We start from the raw sequence: 17,973 nt of genomic DNA on the forward strand, positions 1-17,973 counted from the left end.
TTATACTTTATACCCTTTCGCTGCCAAGAACTCTATTATGCCCCAAAACAGCCGTTATCAAAAAGTTCATGATGTATATACTAACAAGGTTATTGCTTGCGCAAAAGATACTAGGCTTATAGAGGCGGTCAAGCTTATGCGAGCACATAATGTGAGCGCTGTGTTTGTAAGGGGGCAGCAAGATATTGTTGGGGTTTGGACAGAGTCAGATTGCATGAAGCTCGATTTCACTAATCAATCTGTCAAAGACATTGTTATTGAACAGGTTATGTCTTCCCCTGTTTTGAAGGTCTCTAGTAAGCAGCTTTTGAGTGATGCAGCGCTTATTTTTCATCAAAATAACGTACGCCATTTATTAGTCACTGATGAAAATAATTTGCCGTGTGGGGTATTAAGTATCAGTGACATTGTACGCAATCAAGGGCTGGATCATTACTTACAATTTAGAACAATCAACGATCAATACAATAAAAATATTTTGATTGTACCAAGCGATATGATTGTGACTGACGCGATCGCTAAAATGCGCCAGCGCAATGATAAAGCAATTCTTGTGTATAATGAACATTTACAAGAGCACGGAATTATAACCCAGCGTGATTTACTGAACTTAATTCTTGATAGCTGTGGCGATGGTTTATGCTGGGACTTTGTTAATCGTTCTGTTCATCATATTAGCCCATCTGAAAGCTTATTTGATGCATATCGATTAATGTCTCATAACCATGTTCGGCATTTAATTGTTATCGAAGAAGGCGAAATCGAAGGTGTACTGTCACTTGAGCATTTGATTAATGAAATTGAAAGTGCGTATTGTTGTGAGCTTGAAAAAGTGCTGCAGCAACGAGATGCAGCATTACAACATTCACAACGTAATCTATTCCTAGCCAATAAAATTATTGACTGCTCGTTAGATGGCATCATGATCACCTCGCAAGAAGGTGAGATAATTCAAGTAAATCCTGCATTTACTGAATTAACAGGCTATAAAGAGTTTGAAGTTATAGGTAAAAATCCCAGTTTATTAAGCTCAGGTCGACACAATCATAATTTTTATAAACAAATGTGGCAGCAAATTGAAGAGCATGGAGTGTGGCAAGGAGAAATTTGTAATCGTAAAAAAAGTGGCGAATTGTATGTTGAGTGGCTGACGATTATTGAAATTAAGGAGCCGCATAATAGCGAAAAATTATATGCTGCAATTTTTAGTGATATTACAGAGCGCAAAAATGCAGAAGAAAAAATAGTCCAATTAGCTTATTTTGATGAACTGACAGGGCTACCTAACAGACGCTTATTTAACGATAGGTTAAATATGGCGCTGGCCAGTGCCCATCGTGATAATAGTATGCTTGCTGTTATGTTTATAGATTTAGATAGGTTCAAAGAGATTAACGACACGCTAGGCCATGGAGCGGGCGACCATTTACTGCAGTTAGTTGCTAAGCGTATAGACCGTATACTTGATGAAGGTGACACCCTCGCTCGTTTGGGAGGTGATGAGTTTGTTGTACTGTTTAATGTTGAAAATTTCGAATCGGTCAGCAAGCTGGCGAATACTATCTTAAAGAATTTAGAAGCTTCATTCGTGCTAGAGGGGACTGATGTGCGGGTGACCGCTTCTTTAGGGGCCGCAGTTTACCCTGAGGACGGTCAAGACAGCGAAACACTGTTAAAGCATGCTGATATTGCGATGTACCGTTCAAAAGATCAGGGCCGTAATTCTTTTCAGTTATTTAAATCCTCTATGAACGCACGCTCACTTGAGCGGTTAGCAATGATGAGCCGCTTTCAATTTGCTCTAGAAAATGATGAATTTGAGCTCTATTTTCAACCCAAACTAAATCTACAAAGCAAAGAACTTCAGGGGGTTGAGGCATTATTGCGATGGCACGACCCTACACTCGGTGTTATCTCGCCTGCGCATTTTATTCCATTAGCAGAAGAACTTGGGTTGATTGTGCAACTTGATTTATGGGTTATAGAGCAGGCAGGGAAGCACCTTGAACAGTGGCAAACTTTGGGTATCAAAGCGGGTCGATTAGCTATTAATATTTCCGCATGCCATTTAAGTCAGGGAAAATTGGCGAGTAGTATTGAAGCCATGCTGACTAAATACACGCTATCAGGTCGCTTACTTGAGATTGAACTCACCGAAAGCAGTTTTATTAGTTCGTTCACACAAGCTAAGAAAGAGCTGAAAAAGGTAAAGGCGCTCGGAGTTAATATAGCTTTAGATGATTTTGGTACGGGGTATTCGGCATTAAGTTACTTAACGAAACTGCCGTTTGATGCCTTGAAAATTGATGCCAGTTTTATTGCAAAAGTGCCCGATGAATACGGCAATAGCGAAATAGTGGCAGCTATTGTCTCATTGGCAAAAAATTTAAACTTAACGGTAATTGCTGAAGGTGTAGAGAAACCAACGCAACAAATGTATTTATTGAGTTTAGGCTGTGATGTTATTCAGGGATATCACTATTGCCGCCCGTTAGCGCAGCGGCAATGGTTAGCGTTTTATTCGCAATTTACTCAACAGTTACTTCATAAGATGTAAATTTACGGATATTAATAACGCCTTTATCAAAAATTAAGTATTGGCCTTTAATTCCTTGCAAAATACCGCTTACAACAGGTTCTTTATCAAAATTAAACGAACTTATTTTAGTAGGGTATTGTGTCACTGGAAAGGTTAAATCAACTACGTCTTCGTCAAGCTGTTCAATGGCTGTTGCACCAAATAGCTCGGCAAGCTCATTAAGCTTATCTGCAATTTGCGGTATTAATTCAGCAGCAGAGGCTTTCAAATCAAGCACTTCACTTTGACCTTTGAGCATATTGCGCCAATTGGTTTTATCAGCAATAAACTGCGCGAGTGCAACTTCAACTAAACCAGATTGTAAGCGTGTCTGTACTTTAAAAATAGGCAATGCTTGCGTTGCACCTTGGTCAACCCAGCGTGTAGGGATTTGTGTATGGCGAGTGATACCCACTTTAAGCCCTGACGTATTAGCTAAGTAAACATAATGTGGGATCATGCAGTTTTCTTCGCCCCACTGGGGTTCGCGGCAGGTACCTTGATCATAATGGCAAGTTTCAGGTTTCATGATACACATATCACAGCTGGCAAGCTTACGCATGCAAACAAAGCAATGGCCTTGCGAGTAGCTTTTTTTGGTCTTTTTACCACAGCTAGAGCATAAAATCGTGCCACTAAACGTGAGTGTAAGTTGCTTACCAATATAAGCATTCAAATCAATCAATTCATCACCAACAGGAAGGTGATATTGGATTGGCTGTGTCAGAGAAGATTTTAGCTTTTTGAGTGTGCCTTGCATCTTTACGCCCCTAAAGATGTTTAAAAAAGGGATGGTACCAAAAATACTGCTGTATGTGGTAGCTATAAGCGATTATGCATAGGCCAGAGTAAGGTGTGTCTTTCTTACTGCTCGTTTAAGAAATTAAGGTACTCATCGAATGGAATCGGTCTAGAGTAATAATAACCTTGAGTAAAATCAGCTCCCATTGCTTTTAGAGCATTGTGAGTATGCTCATCCTCAACGCCTTCAGCTGTTACCGTGATCCCTAAATTATGCGCCATATCAATGGCTGTTTTTACAATTACTTTATGGGATGCGTTACTCTCTAAGTTACTGACAAAGGAGCGATCAATTTTCAAGTTAGAAAATGTATAGTGTAGTAGATAGGTTAACGACGCATAGCCTGTGCCAAAATCATCAAGTATGACGTGTATACCTTGCTCATGAAATTGCGATATTAGGTGTTGCATTTTTTCTTGATTTTTCACTAATGCGGATTCAGTAAGTTCAAACTTAATTTGTCTTGCTGGTATGTTGTATTTTAGTAATATATTTTCAACTTTTTCCGCTAACTTGTTGATGCTTAAGTTTTTAGCACTTAAGTTAATACTCACTGTATGTTCAGTGAAACCTTGTTTATTAAGTTCTTGCAAATCGCGGCAACTTTTTTCTAATACCCATAAAGTTAGTTCATTGATAAGTCCTGTTCTTTCTGCAAGTTGTATGAGTTCTTCAATATTTAAATAACGACACTCAGGTGTTGGCCAGCGTAGTAAAACTTCGCTGCCAACAATGCGTTTAGTGCTAAGATCTAATTGTGCTTGGTGGTATAAAGCGAGGCTGTCATTTTTAATGGCGGCTTGCAGTTTTGCGGCAAGTTCTATATCCATAAATTGATTAGTCTTTTGTTGCGAATCACTAATACTTGTGAGGCTGCTTTTAGCTTGCTTTAGCGTGACGTAACCGCGTTGCAAGCATGCCTCAAAGTTATCACTATCTAATGAAAAGCTAATAGCGGCAGCATACTTTAATTGCAAACTTAATCCTTGTATTTCATATTGTTTAGGTAACCCCTTAACAATTTTAGCTAAGCATAATGACAACTCTTCTGCACTTTGTGTTTTTGTTGAAATGCAGGCAAAAATACCCGTTCCTAAGTCAGCTAACTTAGAGTGGCTATCTAATGTTGAATCTAAAAATGAAAATTGGCGCTCACCAGTAAGCTGTAGCTCCAGAGATTGAGCCACTTTAATGATTAAGTTATTACTTTGCGTGGGGGTCAGCAAAGTATGCAATGAGTGAAAGTAGCGAATTTTAATTAAACATAAGGTGTTTTTTCGCTGTGCTTGTTCAAGGCTCATATAAGCTTGCTTTAACATTGCGCTATTAAGTAATTTCGTTTGTTGTGTATGGGTTGCGTGGTAAAGCGCACGCTCACGCTGGTAGCGCACACGATCAGCCAGTGCCATAGCCATTAAAATAACTTCACATAAAATAGCTACTAAAAATGCATGGCGAATAGCAAAACTGTATGGCAATACATCGGTTAATTCTAAAGGCTGAATTGCAGCGCCAATAATAAGTGGTATCCATGAAATAACATAAAACTTAGCCCATCTAAAACCACTGCGAAGTTTGTTGTAAATCATAATGATGCAGATAATGTATAACAGCACCATGGTGGAAAAAAAGATCCTCGCCGCGATATTTTCAACAATAAAAAAGGAGGCTAAGGCCAAAATAAACATAATGACCATTAAGCCGATGCTGGCCTTAAAGCGCCAGCAGCGCTCTTTGTGATAACGTAAGAACATGGTGCAAAATGCGAGCGTGAAAATAGAGATAGCGTAATTGCTAACGATAATATATTTTTGAAAAAACAGCTGCCAGCTAACAGGCCAGAGGTAAAAGCCAAACCCAAGTACAGCGCCCATTAAAATTATGGCGCTGATAATGTAGCCAATGTAAATCAGGTATACACGGTCCCTAATACCAAAAAAGAGTACTAGGTTGTAGAGTGCAGCCATAATAAGTACGCCAACAAAGATACCCCAAATTGTTGCTTGTGAGCGGTTTAAACTTTGAAAGTCCACCTCTGAATACAAGTTAATAGGCGTTTTACTGATACCTGTTGTGTCTATCTTAACTAACAAGCTGTGGCTAGTATTTGAAGGAATGTCCAAATAAATATGAGGCACGCTATATTGGAAAAGAGTTAACCCCTCTTTTAAATCACCAAGCTGAGTCTGTGTAACCACCTCATTGTTCTCATCTAAGTGATACACCGTTAAGTGATCTATCATCGGGTTATCAAAGTGAGCGACAACGCTTTCGTCTTTATGGCTGCGGTTATCGAGTTTTATTTGTAGCCAATAATTGCGAGGGGTGAAGTTCCAGTTTATTGTCTCAAATGGCTTATTAATAAAAGTATGGAGGCTGTTCAATACAGTCTTATTTGGCAGCTTTTTAGTATCGTCAATTAAATAGCTATGCTTTAAATAGATTGGAGTTGTTTTATCAATTGTGTATTTAGTGGGGTTCGCGAGATTGCTTGCAAAATTTGCAATAACATAAAATAACAGTACTAATATTAAAACAGCAATAAAGTGATAACGTAAGTAATTATTTTTCAATGTTTGTCGTCTTTTGCGAATCGTCCAGTAAGTGTAGCACCTTTCTAAAAAGAAAAAGCGCAGTGAACTGCGCTTTATATTAAATTTTACAACAATAAAGTATGGCTTATTGCTCGCGTGCAATTGCACGATAAGCAATATCGGTACGGTACTCCATGCCTTCCCAGTTAATTTCCTCAACCAGTTTATAGGCACGCTGTTGTGCTTCGGTAACAGTGTTACCAAGGGCCGTTGCACATAACACGCGCCCGCCAGCAGTCACAACGTTATCGCCGTCTTGCTTAGTTCCTGCGTGAAATACTTTTTCGCCTTCAGGGTAGCTTACTTTTAGGCCATTGATTGCGTCACCTTTCGGGTAGCTATCAGGGTAGCCTTTAGCAGCTAATACCACACCTACAGCTGCGCGTGAATCAAACTCAATGGTTGTTTTATCAAGTTCTACACGGTTAGCAGCTTCAATCAATTCGACCAAGTCTGACTGTAAGCGTAGCATCATAGGTTGTGTCTCAGGGTCGCCAAAACGACAGTTATACTCGATAACTTTCGGTGTGCCGTCGCTGTCGATCATCAAACCTGCGTATAGGAATCCTGTATAAGGGTGGCCTTCACTAGCCATACCTGCAACTGTTGGGTTGATAACTTCATCCATAATGCGCTGATGGATTTCGTCAGTTACAACTGGGGCTGGTGAGTATGCACCCATGCCACCTGTGTTTGGACCTTTATCGCCATTGTAGGCACGTTTATGATCTTGGCTAGTAGCAAACGGTAGTACGTTTTCGCCATCAACCATAACGATGAAAGAGGCTTCTTCACCCTCTAAAAACTCTTCAATCACAACGCGACTGCCCGCTTCACCAAAAGCGTTTCCTGCCAGCATGTCACGAATAGCATCCTCGGCATCAGCTTCAGTCATTGCAACAATAACGCCTTTACCTGCTGCTAAACCGTCTGCTTTTATAACAATCGGCGCACCTTTTTCTTTTAAATAGGCAAGGGCAGGGTCGATTTGTTCAAACGTTTGGTAATCCGCAGTTGGAATATTGTGGCGTGCTAAAAAGTCTTTAGTAAACGATTTAGAGCCTTCCAGCTGAGCAGCCCCGGCTGTTGGGCCGAATATTGCTAAGCCGTGCTCACGGAATTTATCTACTACACCCAGTACCAGTGGTACTTCAGGGCCCACGATAGTGAGGCCAACATTGTTTTGCTTTGCAAAGTTAAGTAGGCCGTCTAAGTCTTCAACGTTAATGGCAACGTTCTCAAGCTTAGGCTCATGGGCTGTACCTGCATTACCAGGGGCAACGAATACAGTGGTTACTTTGGTGTTTTGAGCGGCCTTAAACGCAAGTGCGTGTTCGCGGCCGCCGCTGCCAATGACTAATACATTCATGGCGAATTATCCTATCTATTAAAGCGGTTTTTTAAATTTCAGCGTCATACGGTCACTTTCACCAATCGCTTTATATTTAGCTGCGTCTTTTTCATCAAGCGCTAAGCGAGGTGGGAGAGTCCATACCCCTTTAGGGTGATCAGCTGTATCAAGAGGGTTTGCATTAATTTCACTGCTTGCTTCAAGTTCAAAACCTGCTTGTTTAGCAAGTGCAATAACAACACTTTGCTTCATATAACCTGATGACTTTTGCATTTCATCAGCGCTACTTTCTGGTAAGCGATGCTCTACCACACCTAGCGTTCCGCCTGGTTTTAATGCTGAGAAAAAAGCCTGAAAGGCACTTAATGCCGCGTCTTTTTCTTTGCTCATATACCAGTTATGCACGTTGCGAAAGGTTAATACCATATCAGCGCTGTTTGCAGGAGCGATATCTAAATGTGTTAGTGGAGCAAACTCTGTCACCTTTACTTGGCTATATCGTTTATCTTCAGCGATTTTCTTTTTAAAGCTCGCTAGTGAACGTTGATAGTAACCAACTGATGAATCTGCAGGAAAGTGAGCAGCATAGTAAGTACCTTGCTCTTTTAATGCAGGCGCTAAAATGTCACTGTACCAACCGCCACCAGGGGCAATTTCAACCACGGTCATAGTTGGTTTAAAACCAAAAAAATCCAATGTTTGTACAGGATTACGATACTGGTCACGCTCATTGTTGCGCTCAGTTGATTCGACTGCTTTTTGCAGTGCCGAATCGGCGCTGTGGTTATGTGCAAGAGCTACTGTTGAGCTGACTGCTAACGTAGCAACCAATAGAGATTTTAGTGCAAATTTCATCGTCTGTTCCTTCATATTATAATTTTACAAGAGGTTATAGAATAAGCAGAATACGTGAATTTAGTGCAAACAAAAAGAGCTAACTGTATCAGTTAGCTCTTTGCGTGATTAGTGGCGGAAGTGACGCATACCAGTAAACACCATTGCCATGCCAGCTTCATCAGCTGCCGCGATAACTTCTTCATCGCGCATTGAGCCACCTGGTTGTATGACCGCTGTAATGCCAGCTTCTGCAGCTGCATCTATACCATCACGGAATGGGAAGAACGCATCAGATGCCATGACTGAACCTTTAACTTCCAGGTTTTCGTCAGCGGCTTTAATACCCGCTATTTTAGCTGAATAAACGCGGCTCATTTGGCCTGCGCCTACACCAATTGTCATACCGTCACGGGCATAAACAATCGCGTTTGATTTAACAAACTTAGCCACTTTCCAGCAGAATAATAAGTCTTTAAGCTCTTGCTCAGTAGGTTGGCGTTTAGACACAACTTTTAAGTCGCCTTGCGTTACCATACCTAAATCACGGTCTTGAATTAATACACCACCGTTAACACGCTTGATGTCATGGCTTGTGCCTTTAGCAGAAAACTCACCACATTCTAATAAACGCACATTTTGCTTTGCAGATACGATTTGTGCAGCTGCTTCAGATACCTTAGGTGCAATGATCACTTCAACAAATTGGCGAGCAACAATGGCTTCTGCAGTCTGGGCATCAAGCTCTTGGTTAAAGGCAATAATGCCACCAAATGCTGATGTAGGATCTGTTTTGAAAGCACGGTCATACGCTTCAAGAATGTTTTCACCGATTGATACGCCACAAGGGTTTGCATGTTTTACGATAACACAGGCTGGTACGTCAAACTCTTTAACACATTCAAGTGCTGCGTCAGTGTCAGCAATATTGTTAAACGATAATGCTTTACCTTGAAGTTGTACCGCAGTTGCAACAGAGGCTTCTTGTACGTCGTTCTCAACATAGAAAGCGGCGTCTTGGTGAGAGTTTTCACCGTAGCGCATATCTTGCTTTTTAGTGAACTGCATATTGATTGTACGTGGGAATTTAGTTTCCTCAGCCGCTTCATCAGTGTAATCAGCAACCATTTTACCGAAGTAATTAGCAATCATGCCGTCATATTGAGCTGTGTGCTCGTAAGCAGCAATCGCAAGATCAAAACGCGTTTTGTATGACGTTGAACCATCGTTGCTTTGCATTTCGCTGATCACGCGGTCGTAATCTTTTGCATTTACTACGATAGTTACGTCTTTGTGGTTTTTAGCCGCAGCACGCACCATAGTTGGACCACCGATATCGATGTTTTCAATAGCATCTTCAAGGCTGCAGTTCTCTTGAGCGACTGTATTCGCAAAGGGGTATAAGTTAACTACAACAATATCGATAGCAGAGATGTTGTTATCTGCCATTACGTCTTCATCTTGTCCACGACGCGCTAAGATACCGCCATGAATTTTTGGATGAAGAGTTTTTACGCGACCATCCATGATCTCAGGGTGACCTGTGTGGTCAGATACTTCAGTGACTTTAATGCCGTTATCAGCAAGTAATTTACAAGTACCGCCAGTTGATAAAAGTTCGACACCTTGTGATTCAAGTGCACGAGCAAATTCAACGATACCGGTTTTATCTGACACACTTAGTAGTGCGCGACGAATTGGACGATGTGTATCCATTGTAGTTTGATTACCTCAGTGTTTGAGCTAGCTTAGAAAGGCGCTATTTTAACTGAATATCGCTTAAAAAACGATATTTAAAGGGTGAGGATTTTGCAATTAGGCACTTTTTGAGGGTTTTTAAAGATATAAAAAAAGCACCCGAAGGTGCTTTTTCATTTAAAATAACATGGTTATTTTAAATTTTTATTTTTTATACCAGTTATAACTGATATTAGTTCATGCCGTATTTCTTAAGCTTCTTACGTAAAGTACCACGGTTGATACCTAGTAAGATTGCCGCACGTGTTTGGTTGCCACGAGTGTAAGTCATTACTTCTTCAAGTAATGGTGCTTCTAGCTCAGAAAGAACAAGGTCGTAAACGTCTTGCACATCTTGACCGTTAAGCTGTTTTAAATAATGATGAACAGCTTTTTTCACTGCATCGCGTAATGGCTGCGGTTTCTCGTGTGACTGAACATGAGGGTTAGTAATAAATGGAGAAGTCACGTTTTGTTCGAACATTGTATATATCTCTTTCTTTCTTAGTTAGCTGCTAGTGTTTTAAAGTATTGCTCTAATGTCTCGATTTGTGCCTGTGGATTATCGAGAGCATTAAATACTCGCCTAAACTGACCGTCACTGTCATGGGTTTGCAAATACCAAGATACATGTTTGCGAGCTATGCGCGCTCCCATTGGTTCCCCGTAAAACGTATGAAGGTTCACTAAGTGTTCCATCAAAATACCCCGCACTTCTGAAATCTCAGGTGTGGGTAAATGTTCTCCGGTTCGCAAAAAGTGGTCTATCTCCCTAAATATCCAAGGGCGACCTTGGGCGGCTCGACCAATCATAATGGCATCTGCACCCGTATAGTCCAAAACCTGCTTTGCTTTTTCAGGTGATGTAATATCACCATTAGCAACCACAGGTATCGACACTGAACGCTTTATATCCCTGATTGTGGCGTATTCTGCTTCACCTTTATACATACATGCACGCGTGCGCCCATGTACGGCTAATGAAGCAATGCCGTAGCGTTCAGCTATTCTCGCAATCTCAACACCGTTACGGTTATCCTGATCCCACCCAGTACGGATTTTTAATGTTACAGGTACATCAACCGCGTTAACCACTGCATCGACGATCTCTTCCACTAAATCAGGAAACTGTAATAAGGCTGAGCCTGCGAGTTTCTTGTTCACTTTCTTAGCTGGGCACCCCATATTTATATCTATGATTTGTGCACCATTGCTGACATTGAATTGTGCAGCCTGGGCCATAAGCTCAGGATCAGCTCCTGCTATTTGCACTGCGCGTATTCCTGATTCACCGCTGTGATCCATACGGTTCATCGATTTTTCGGTTTTCCATACCTTTGGATTTGACGACAGCATTTCAGACACAGCAAGCCCCGCACCTAAGCGTCGGCAAAGCTGTCTAAATGGTCTGTCTGTTATGCCCGCCATTGGCGCGACAATAACATTATTCTCAAGTTGGTATGAACCGATACGCACGATATTCAAAGGCCTCTTTTCAAGGGGCGCTAAGTTTACGGTGTTTTTACTAAAAAACAAAGGCTATAAATTGAACAAAAGTGACTTTTTTTTGACTTTTTCGTATTGACTTTTGATAACAGTTTGAAGGCTGGGTTGATTTGTTTGTTATTTGAACAGAATAAAAATAAAGGGGTTATTTTGTTTTTAAAGTATGTGTGTAAATAATAGGTAAAGCCTGTTAATTACAGGCTTTACAAACGTATTTAGAGTTAACTCTTTAATAAGTAAAACGCAATTAGTTCGCGTTTTTTTCACCGCTGACTCGCGTCCATTCACCCTCAACAGCAATTTCATCAAGGGCAACAAATGGTGCATAAACATCAGCTACTGATTGCGCTTGCTCTTCTAAAATGCCAGACATCGCAATTTTACCGCCAGGTTTTAACAAGCCTAAAATCACGCTGTGTAGTTCACGTAGTGGAGCGGCTAAAATGTTTGCTACCACTATATCAGCTGTAAACTCAGGTTGGTTTTCTGGCAGGTAAACTTCAAGTTTGTCAGCTACACCGTTACGCTGTGCATTATCTAAACTTGCTTCAAGTGCTTGAGGGTCTATATCAATGCCTATCATACGCTCAGCACCCAATTTTATTGCAGCAATGCCTAAAATACCTGAGCCACAGCCAAAGTCGACCACGGTTTTACCCGTTAAGTCTTGGCTTTCAAGCCATTTTAAACACAGTGCAGTTGTAGCGTGGGTGCCAGTACCAAATGCAAGACCTGGGTCGAGCAATACATTTACGGCATCAGGGTCTGGAATATCGCGCCAGCTTGGACAAATCCAGAGCTTTTCGCCAAATTGAATTGGGTGGAAGTTGTCCATCCATTCACGTTCCCAGTCTTTATCTTCGAGTTGCTCAACTTTATAAACTAACGAGTCTCTTATCTCGTCATGGCGCTTTAATAGCTCAATGACCGCATTCATATCGTGATTAGCCTCGAACAGGCCAATAACAGTGGTATCAGCCCAAAACTCGACAGTGCCAATTTTAGGCTCATAGATAGGTGTGTCTTTAGCATCAATGAAGGTAACAGACGCGCTTCCCGCTTCCATTAATAAGTCACTGACAGCATCAGCAGTTGCGGCATTAGCATTGATACGGATTTGGATCCAAGCCATGATTATTTCCTTGAAATAGAAAAAAGGCCGCTACAGCGGCCTTTTGATTATGTTTGTTAGCAGCTAATTATTTAGCGTCTAAGAAGCTCTTAAGTAAATCAGAGCGAGAAGGGTGGCGTAGTTTACGCAGTGCCTTCGCTTCGATTTGACGAATACGCTCACGTGTTACATCAAACTGCTTACCTACTTCTTCTAGAGTATGGTCGGTATTCATATCGATACCAAAACGCATACGTAATACTTTAGCTTCACGGGCTGTTAAGCCTGCAAGTACATCGTTAGTAGCACCACGAAGAGATTCCATTGTTGCCGAATCGATTGGCGAATCAATGGTTGTATCTTCGATAAAGTCACCTAGGTGTGAGTCTTCATCATCACCGATAGGTGTTTCCATTGAAATTGGCTCTTTCGCGATTTTAAGTACCTTACGGATTTTATCCTCAGGCATTAGCATGCGCTCAGCTAATTCTTCTGGGTTTGGCTCACGACCCATCTCTTGCAACATCTGACGTGAAATACGATTCAGTTTATTGATCGTTTCAATCATATGTACCGGAATACGGATAGTACGTGCTTGGTCAGCAATTGAGCGAGTGATTGCTTGACGGATCCACCACGTTGCATAAGTTGAGAACTTATAACCACGGCGATATTCAAACTTATCAACAGCTTTCATTAGACCAATGTTACCTTCTTGGATTAAGTCCAAGAATTGTAAACCACGGTTGGTGTACTTTTTCGCAATTGAGATAACAAGACGTAAGTTAGCTTCAACCATTTCTTTTTTCGCACGGCGAGCCTTAGCTTCACCAATGCTCATACGACGGTTGATGTCTTTGATACGCTCAATGCTTAAACCAGTACTTTCTTCGATAGCACTTAGCTTATTAATACAGCGTATTATTTCAGGCTTCACTTCTTCAAGCTTAGCTGAATGCTTTTCGTTAGCTGCAATTTCTAAATCAAGCCACGATGAATCTGTTTCGTTATTTGCAAAATGCTTAACAAACGTTTTCTTAGGTAATTTTGCAAATTGTACCGCTTGTTTCATGATAAGACGTTCTTGAATACGAACTCTGTCCATCATTTCACGCATGTTATTTACCATGCGATCAAACTGTTTAGGTACTAGTTTAAATGTTCTGAATAACTCACCGATTTCAAAAATAGCGGCTTTTGAATCAGGATGAGAACGGCCTTTTTTATCAAAAGTGTCGCGTGCTTTGTTATACAGATCGCGAAGATTTTCAAAGTGAACACGGGCTTCTTCAGGATCTGGGCCAGTATCTACTTCTTCTTCGTCTTCGTCATCATCACTTTCTGAATCATCTTTATCTTCTTCATCAAGCTCTTTTTCGCTTAATTCGGAACCGATGTGCGTTGCAGAAATTTGCGTTTCATCTTCATTAGGATCGAAGAAACCAGAGATAATGTCGCTTAAGCGCATTTCTTCAGCTTCAAATTTATCCCATTGTTCAAGAAGATAAGTAATTGCTTCAGGGTATTCAGCAACCGAGATCTGTACTTGGTTGATGCCTTCTTCAATACGCTTAGCGATGACAATTTCGCCTTCACGGGTCAGTAGTTCAACTGTGCCCATTTCACGCATGTACATACGAACCGGATCTGTAGTACGGCCGATTTCTTTATCTACAGTAGCAAGCGCAGCGGCTGCGGCTTCTGCTGCGTCTTCATCTGTCGTGGTTTCTTGCATCATCAATTCATCGGCATCAGGTGCGTTTTCGCTAACCTTGATACCCATATCATTGATCATGCTAATGATATCTTCTACTTGATCTGAATCGATAATATCTTGTGGAAGGTGATCATTAACTTCTGCAAAAGTTAAATAACCTTGCTCTTTACCTTTTTGAATCAGAAGTTTTAATTGTGACTGAGGAGTTGGATCCATAGAGATTGTTTCTTCCACTCTGATAAGTTGATACAACAGGCGCCAGCTTGCTTATAAATAAGCCAAACTAAGTATTATTTGACGCAGTGAATAGCACAGTATAACAGCATTTATCAATTTTGACTAGCTGTTAGTTCCTTTTAGCGCTTGAGTTAATAAATGACACTCGAGTCGCTCATCGCTATTTAATCCTTGTGTTTTGTCTTTTATTAATAGGGTCTCGAGTCGATAATTTAAACACTGATCTTCAATAAATTTAAAAGTATTTTTAAATTCATCTTCTAAGCGGTCGTCATTTATTTCATGACGCCAAGTGGCTAATTTAATCAGTGCTTCATACTCTGGGCTTTCTCTAAACGCTTCAAGTAATTGGGCGGTAGTAATTGTGCCTTTTTCTAACGCGTAGTGCTGTAATTTTATTAACAGGGCAATACCTGCAATATTCATTTGGGCTAGATCAGGTAAGTAAGGTACTGCATTTGCTAAACTCGGATGCTGCACTAGCAAGCCAATAGCACGGCGCATTGGCGTTATTTTAAATTTGCGCTCAATTGAATGTTGCTGCTTAGGTGTTTTTAAACGGCTATTTAGTTGCTCTTTTGTACGGCCAATTAATCGCCCTAGTTGCTCAAGTAAATTTTCTTGATAAAACTCACTGGGTATTTTTTCTATTAACGGCAGTACAGCGCTGAGTAATTTTGCTTTACCTGCATCGCTTGTTAAGTCAATTTCTTGGCTTAGTTTGTTAAATAACACTTGAGTAAAGTCATCAGCTTGGGCTAAACGTTGTTCAAACGCTTCTTTGCCCTCTTGCTGTACTAGTGAATCAGGGTCTTCGCCATCAGGTAAAAATACAAATTGCAGTGCTTTACCATCACTTAAGTAAGGCAGCGCATTTTCAAGCGCGCGCCAAGCGGCATCGCGACCTGCACGGTCACCATCATAACAACAAATTACCTTGTCAGTGGTTCTGAACAAAGTATGCATGTGCTCTGCTGTTGTTGCAGTGCCAAGAGCCGCTACTGCGTACTCTATATCTTGTTCACTGAGGGCGACCACGTCCATATAGCCCTCCACAATAAGGACATGCTCAAGCTTTTTATGTGCTTGCTTTGCCTCGTAAAGTCCATATAGCTCAAAGCCTTTATGAAAAATACGAGTCTCTGGAGAGTTTAAATATTTTGGCCCTTGGTCTGCTTGCATAACCCGACCACCAAACGCGATGACACGACCTCGTTTATCACGGATAGGAAACATTAAGCGATCACGGAAAAAATCAAACTGCCTGCCTGGTGTTTTCTCCGAAGCGAGCTTTAATTCTACAAGTTGCTCTTTTTGTTCTTTATTACGACCTAGCTGTTGGCATAAGCCTTCCCATTCACTCGGAGCATAGCCAATCATAAACTTTTTAACGGTTTCGCCACTCAAGCCACGGCCTTTTACATACTCAATAACATCAGCAGAATTTGCGTGGTGTTTCAATTGATGCTGGTAAAAACGGGCCGCGTGAAGCATTAAATCGTAATCAGAACGCTTTTGCTCTGCGGTCCTTTGTGGGCCTGAGCTGGTGTTACCTTGTTCACGTGGCACATCTAGGTTTAATAAGTTGGCAAGTTCTTCAATTGCATCAACAAACTCAAGTTTGTCGTATTCCATAACAAAGGAGATTGCATTGCCGTTAGCCCCGCAGCCAAAGCAATGGTAAAACTGTTTATCTTGTGAAACAGTAAACGAAGGAGACTTTTCGTTATGAAAAGGGCAGCACGCTTGGTAATCTTTACCGGCTTTTTTAAGACCAACTTTAGAGTCAATGAGCTCGACAATATCTGTTCTGGCGAGTAAATCGTCAATAAAATTTCGTGGGATCTTTCCGGCCATTAGTAAAGTGTAGTCCTGAAATAAATAGAAAAAGATGAACGAACTAGCTTTAGTTCTGCAAAATTAGATTTGAACACAAATGCTATTTTTGTTAAAGCTAAAAACGAAGAAACCGAGCACTTGGCTCGGTTTGCTTCAATCATACTTTATGTATGTGGGCGTATTAGGCAGTTAATCGTTGCTTAATTAAGCCAGAAATCTTACCTAAATCGGCGCGACCTTCAGCTTTGCTTTTGATTATACCCATTACTTTACCCATGTCTTGCATACCTGCTGCGTTAGTGTCAGCAATAGCCGCATCAATGAGAGCAATAATTTCGTCTTCACTCAATTGTTGAGGTAAAAACTCTTCAAGTGCTGTAATTTCACTGGCTTCAACTTCAGCTAAATCATCACGACCAGCATCTTTGTACTGAGTGTATGAATCGCGGCGTTGTTTAACAAGCTTCACTAAGACTGCGGTAATACCGTCATCATCAAGTGTTATTTGCTCGTCAATCTCACGCTGCTTGATTGCAGCAAGTACCATACGAATTGGGTTAAGACGTGTTTTGTCTTTCGCTCGCATCGCATCTTTTTGCGCATCTTTTAGCGTTATTAAAAGGCTCATTTATACAAGACCTAATACTATTAGTATAATTTAACGCGGCGTGCGTTATCGCGAGAAAGCTTCTTCATGTGACGCTTAACCGCTGCAGCTTTTTTACGCTTACGCTCAGCTGTTGGCTTTTCATAGTGCTCGCGACGACGAACTTCTGAAAGGATACCTGCTTTTTCACATGAACGCTTGAAGCGACGAAGTGCTACGTCAAACGGTTCGTTCTCTCTTACTTTAATTACTGGCATTAAAAATTCACCTACCTAAATAATGAGCGTTGCTCAAGTTGATCAAACAATGATCAAGTGGTTCAAAAATGGTGCGGTATTGTAATCCGAAGCCACACCACATGTAAAGGATAAATATTATCTAGTTCTAACTGCAAACTAAAATAAATTCTATGTTACTAATTTTATTGTACTTGATATAATTGACACTGTACTTGGCCTGCAATTTTTTCTTTTAATAACAGCCAATTATTCGGTATTGAAAGATTGTTCAATTCGCTTTCAATTTCAATATAAACAAGTGCATTTTCACTTAGCCAATTATTTTTTATCAGTAAATCAAAGCATGGCTTAGCTAAATCTTGGCGAAAAGGCGGATCGACAAAAACTAAATCAAATTGTTGTTCGTTAGGGTTTTGACCTAAATAACGCAAACTATCGGTGCAATGAATGTCTGCGTTATTCAAATTAAGCGTTTGCGCGTTTGTTTTTAATTGCGCGGCTGCTGAACTGTCCATTTCTAAAAAAGTGGCGCTGTGAGCAAACCGAGAGAGCGCTTCAAAGCCAAGCCCGCCGGAGCCTGCAAAGCAATCGAGAACTTTAGCATCTCGAGTATCTTGCATTAACCAGTTGAAAACGGTTTCTTTAATACGATCTGTCGTTGGACGCAAGCCTTGTACATCTTTAACTGGTAATTTACGGCCACGAAATTGGCCACTAATGATCCTGATAAAGCCATCACTAGATTTATTATTTGATTGTTTTTGTGGTGATTTTTTTCTCATTTAACTCACTAATAAATGGTATCTAGAACGCGGCTCAGA

At 40.8% G+C, this 17,973-nt stretch carries 14 protein-coding genes; 1 reads left to right on the plus strand and 13 read right to left on the minus strand.

The features are described 5' to 3' along the window. Positions 1 to 37: 37 nt before the first annotated feature. Positions 38 to 2,557 (plus strand): EAL domain-containing protein, encoded by a 2,520-nt coding sequence (locus ACFI4Z_RS08950; RefSeq protein WP_462670285.1) that lies wholly within the window; start codon positions 38 to 40, stop codon positions 2,555 to 2,557. Here the strand turns inward: ACFI4Z_RS08950 and ACFI4Z_RS08955 are convergent. The 13 genes from ACFI4Z_RS08955 to rsmD all read right to left on the minus strand — a co-directional run bounded on the left by ACFI4Z_RS08955 (position 2,529) and on the right by rsmD (position 17,934). Further along, on the minus strand, positions 2,529 to 3,338 hold the full coding sequence (locus ACFI4Z_RS08955) for a DUF2797 domain-containing protein (RefSeq protein WP_462670286.1): 810 nt from the start codon (positions 3,336 to 3,338) through the stop codon (positions 2,529 to 2,531). The two genes, ACFI4Z_RS08950 and ACFI4Z_RS08955, sit on opposite strands and share 29 nt — an antisense overlap. A 104-nt stretch (positions 3,339 to 3,442) precedes the next feature. Beyond that, on the minus strand, positions 3,443 to 5,953 hold the full coding sequence (locus ACFI4Z_RS08960; protein ID WP_462670287.1) for an EAL domain-containing protein: 2,511 nt from the start codon (positions 5,951 to 5,953) through the stop codon (positions 3,443 to 3,445). Positions 5,954 to 6,059: 106 nt separating this feature from the next. Further along, positions 6,060 to 7,343 (minus strand): phosphoribosylamine--glycine ligase, encoded by a 1,284-nt coding sequence (gene purD, locus ACFI4Z_RS08965; protein WP_462670288.1) that lies wholly within the window; start codon positions 7,341 to 7,343, stop codon positions 6,060 to 6,062. Positions 7,344 to 7,361: 18 nt separating this feature from the next. Further along, positions 7,362 to 8,180, minus strand: a complete 819-nt coding sequence (locus tag ACFI4Z_RS08970) for a class I SAM-dependent methyltransferase (RefSeq protein ID WP_462670289.1) — start codon at positions 8,178 to 8,180, stop codon at positions 7,362 to 7,364. Positions 8,181 to 8,288: 108 nt separating this feature from the next. Further along, positions 8,289 to 9,875 carry a bifunctional phosphoribosylaminoimidazolecarboxamide formyltransferase/IMP cyclohydrolase gene (gene purH, locus ACFI4Z_RS08975; RefSeq protein ID WP_135473826.1) on the minus strand — a complete coding sequence of 529 codons (1,587 nt, stop codon included), beginning with the start codon at positions 9,873 to 9,875 and terminating at the stop codon, positions 8,289 to 8,291. 214 nt (positions 9,876 to 10,089) lie between these two features. After that, positions 10,090 to 10,380 (minus strand): DNA-binding transcriptional regulator Fis, encoded by a 291-nt coding sequence (gene fis, locus ACFI4Z_RS08980; protein WP_002957804.1) that lies wholly within the window; start codon positions 10,378 to 10,380, stop codon positions 10,090 to 10,092. Between the two features lie 20 nt (positions 10,381 to 10,400). Further along, a complete protein-coding gene (dusB, locus tag ACFI4Z_RS08985) occupies positions 10,401 to 11,372 on the minus strand; it encodes a tRNA dihydrouridine synthase DusB (protein ID WP_210114660.1) in 972 nt (323 codons plus the stop codon). A gap of 277 nt (positions 11,373 to 11,649) precedes the next feature. Then, on the minus strand, positions 11,650 to 12,534 hold the full coding sequence (gene prmA / locus ACFI4Z_RS08990) for a 50S ribosomal protein L11 methyltransferase (RefSeq protein WP_462670290.1): 885 nt from the start codon (positions 12,532 to 12,534) through the stop codon (positions 11,650 to 11,652). A 67-nt stretch (positions 12,535 to 12,601) separates the two neighbouring features. Beyond that, complete coding sequence (gene rpoD / locus ACFI4Z_RS08995; RefSeq protein ID WP_099294767.1) at positions 12,602 to 14,446, minus strand: RNA polymerase sigma factor RpoD; 1,845 nt, start codon at positions 14,444 to 14,446, stop codon at positions 12,602 to 12,604. 123 nt (positions 14,447 to 14,569) lie between these two features. Then, on the minus strand, positions 14,570 to 16,324 hold the full coding sequence (dnaG, locus tag ACFI4Z_RS09000) for a DNA primase (protein WP_462670291.1): 1,755 nt from the start codon (positions 16,322 to 16,324) through the stop codon (positions 14,570 to 14,572). A 163-nt stretch (positions 16,325 to 16,487) separates the two neighbouring features. Continuing rightward, positions 16,488 to 16,934, minus strand: a complete 447-nt coding sequence (locus tag ACFI4Z_RS09005) for a GatB/YqeY domain-containing protein (RefSeq protein WP_394192596.1) — start codon at positions 16,932 to 16,934, stop codon at positions 16,488 to 16,490. A 20-nt stretch (positions 16,935 to 16,954) separates the two neighbouring features. Further along, the gene (gene rpsU / locus ACFI4Z_RS09010; RefSeq protein WP_002957797.1) at positions 16,955 to 17,170 is read right to left on the minus strand and encodes a 30S ribosomal protein S21; all 216 of its coding nucleotides are present in this window, start codon (positions 17,168 to 17,170) and stop codon (positions 16,955 to 16,957) included. A gap of 164 nt (positions 17,171 to 17,334) precedes the next feature. After that, entirely contained in the window at positions 17,335 to 17,934 is a 600-nt protein-coding gene (gene rsmD, locus ACFI4Z_RS09015) for a 16S rRNA (guanine(966)-N(2))-methyltransferase RsmD (RefSeq protein ID WP_462670292.1), read from the minus strand. Between the last annotated feature and the right edge of the window lie 39 nt (positions 17,935 to 17,973).

This window comes from Pseudoalteromonas sp. RWi3, from assembly GCF_054960735.1.

Excerpts from the sequence above, each read along its gene's own strand:
- ACFI4Z_RS08970 (WP_462670289.1), bottom strand. The coding sequence starts at position 8,180 with ATGAAATTTGCACTAAAATCTCTATTGGTTGCTACGTTAGCAGTCAGC.
- prmA (WP_462670290.1), bottom strand. The coding sequence starts at position 12,534 with ATGGCTTGGATCCAAATCCGTATCAATGCTAATGCCGCAACTGCTGAT.
- rpsU (WP_002957797.1), bottom strand. The coding sequence starts at position 17,170 with ATGCCAGTAATTAAAGTAAGAGAGAACGAACCGTTTGACGTAGCACTT.
- dnaG (WP_462670291.1), bottom strand. The coding sequence starts at position 16,324 with ATGGCCGGAAAGATCCCACGAAATTTTATTGACGATTTACTCGCCAGA.
- rsmD (WP_462670292.1), bottom strand. The coding sequence starts at position 17,934 with ATGAGAAAAAAATCACCACAAAAACAATCAAATAATAAATCTAGTGAT.
- ACFI4Z_RS08955 (WP_462670286.1), bottom strand. The coding sequence starts at position 3,338 with ATGCAAGGCACACTCAAAAAGCTAAAATCTTCTCTGACACAGCCAATC.
- purD (WP_462670288.1), bottom strand. The coding sequence starts at position 7,343 with ATGAATGTATTAGTCATTGGCAGCGGCGGCCGCGAACACGCACTTGCG.
- ACFI4Z_RS08950 (WP_462670285.1), top strand. The coding sequence starts at position 38 with ATGCCCCAAAACAGCCGTTATCAAAAAGTTCATGATGTATATACTAAC.
- purH (WP_135473826.1), bottom strand. The coding sequence starts at position 9,875 with ATGGATACACATCGTCCAATTCGTCGCGCACTACTAAGTGTGTCAGAT.
- rpoD (WP_099294767.1), bottom strand. The coding sequence starts at position 14,446 with ATGGATCCAACTCCTCAGTCACAATTAAAACTTCTGATTCAAAAAGGT.
- ACFI4Z_RS09005 (WP_394192596.1), bottom strand. The coding sequence starts at position 16,934 with ATGAGCCTTTTAATAACGCTAAAAGATGCGCAAAAAGATGCGATGCGA.
- fis (WP_002957804.1), bottom strand. The coding sequence starts at position 10,380 with ATGTTCGAACAAAACGTGACTTCTCCATTTATTACTAACCCTCATGTT.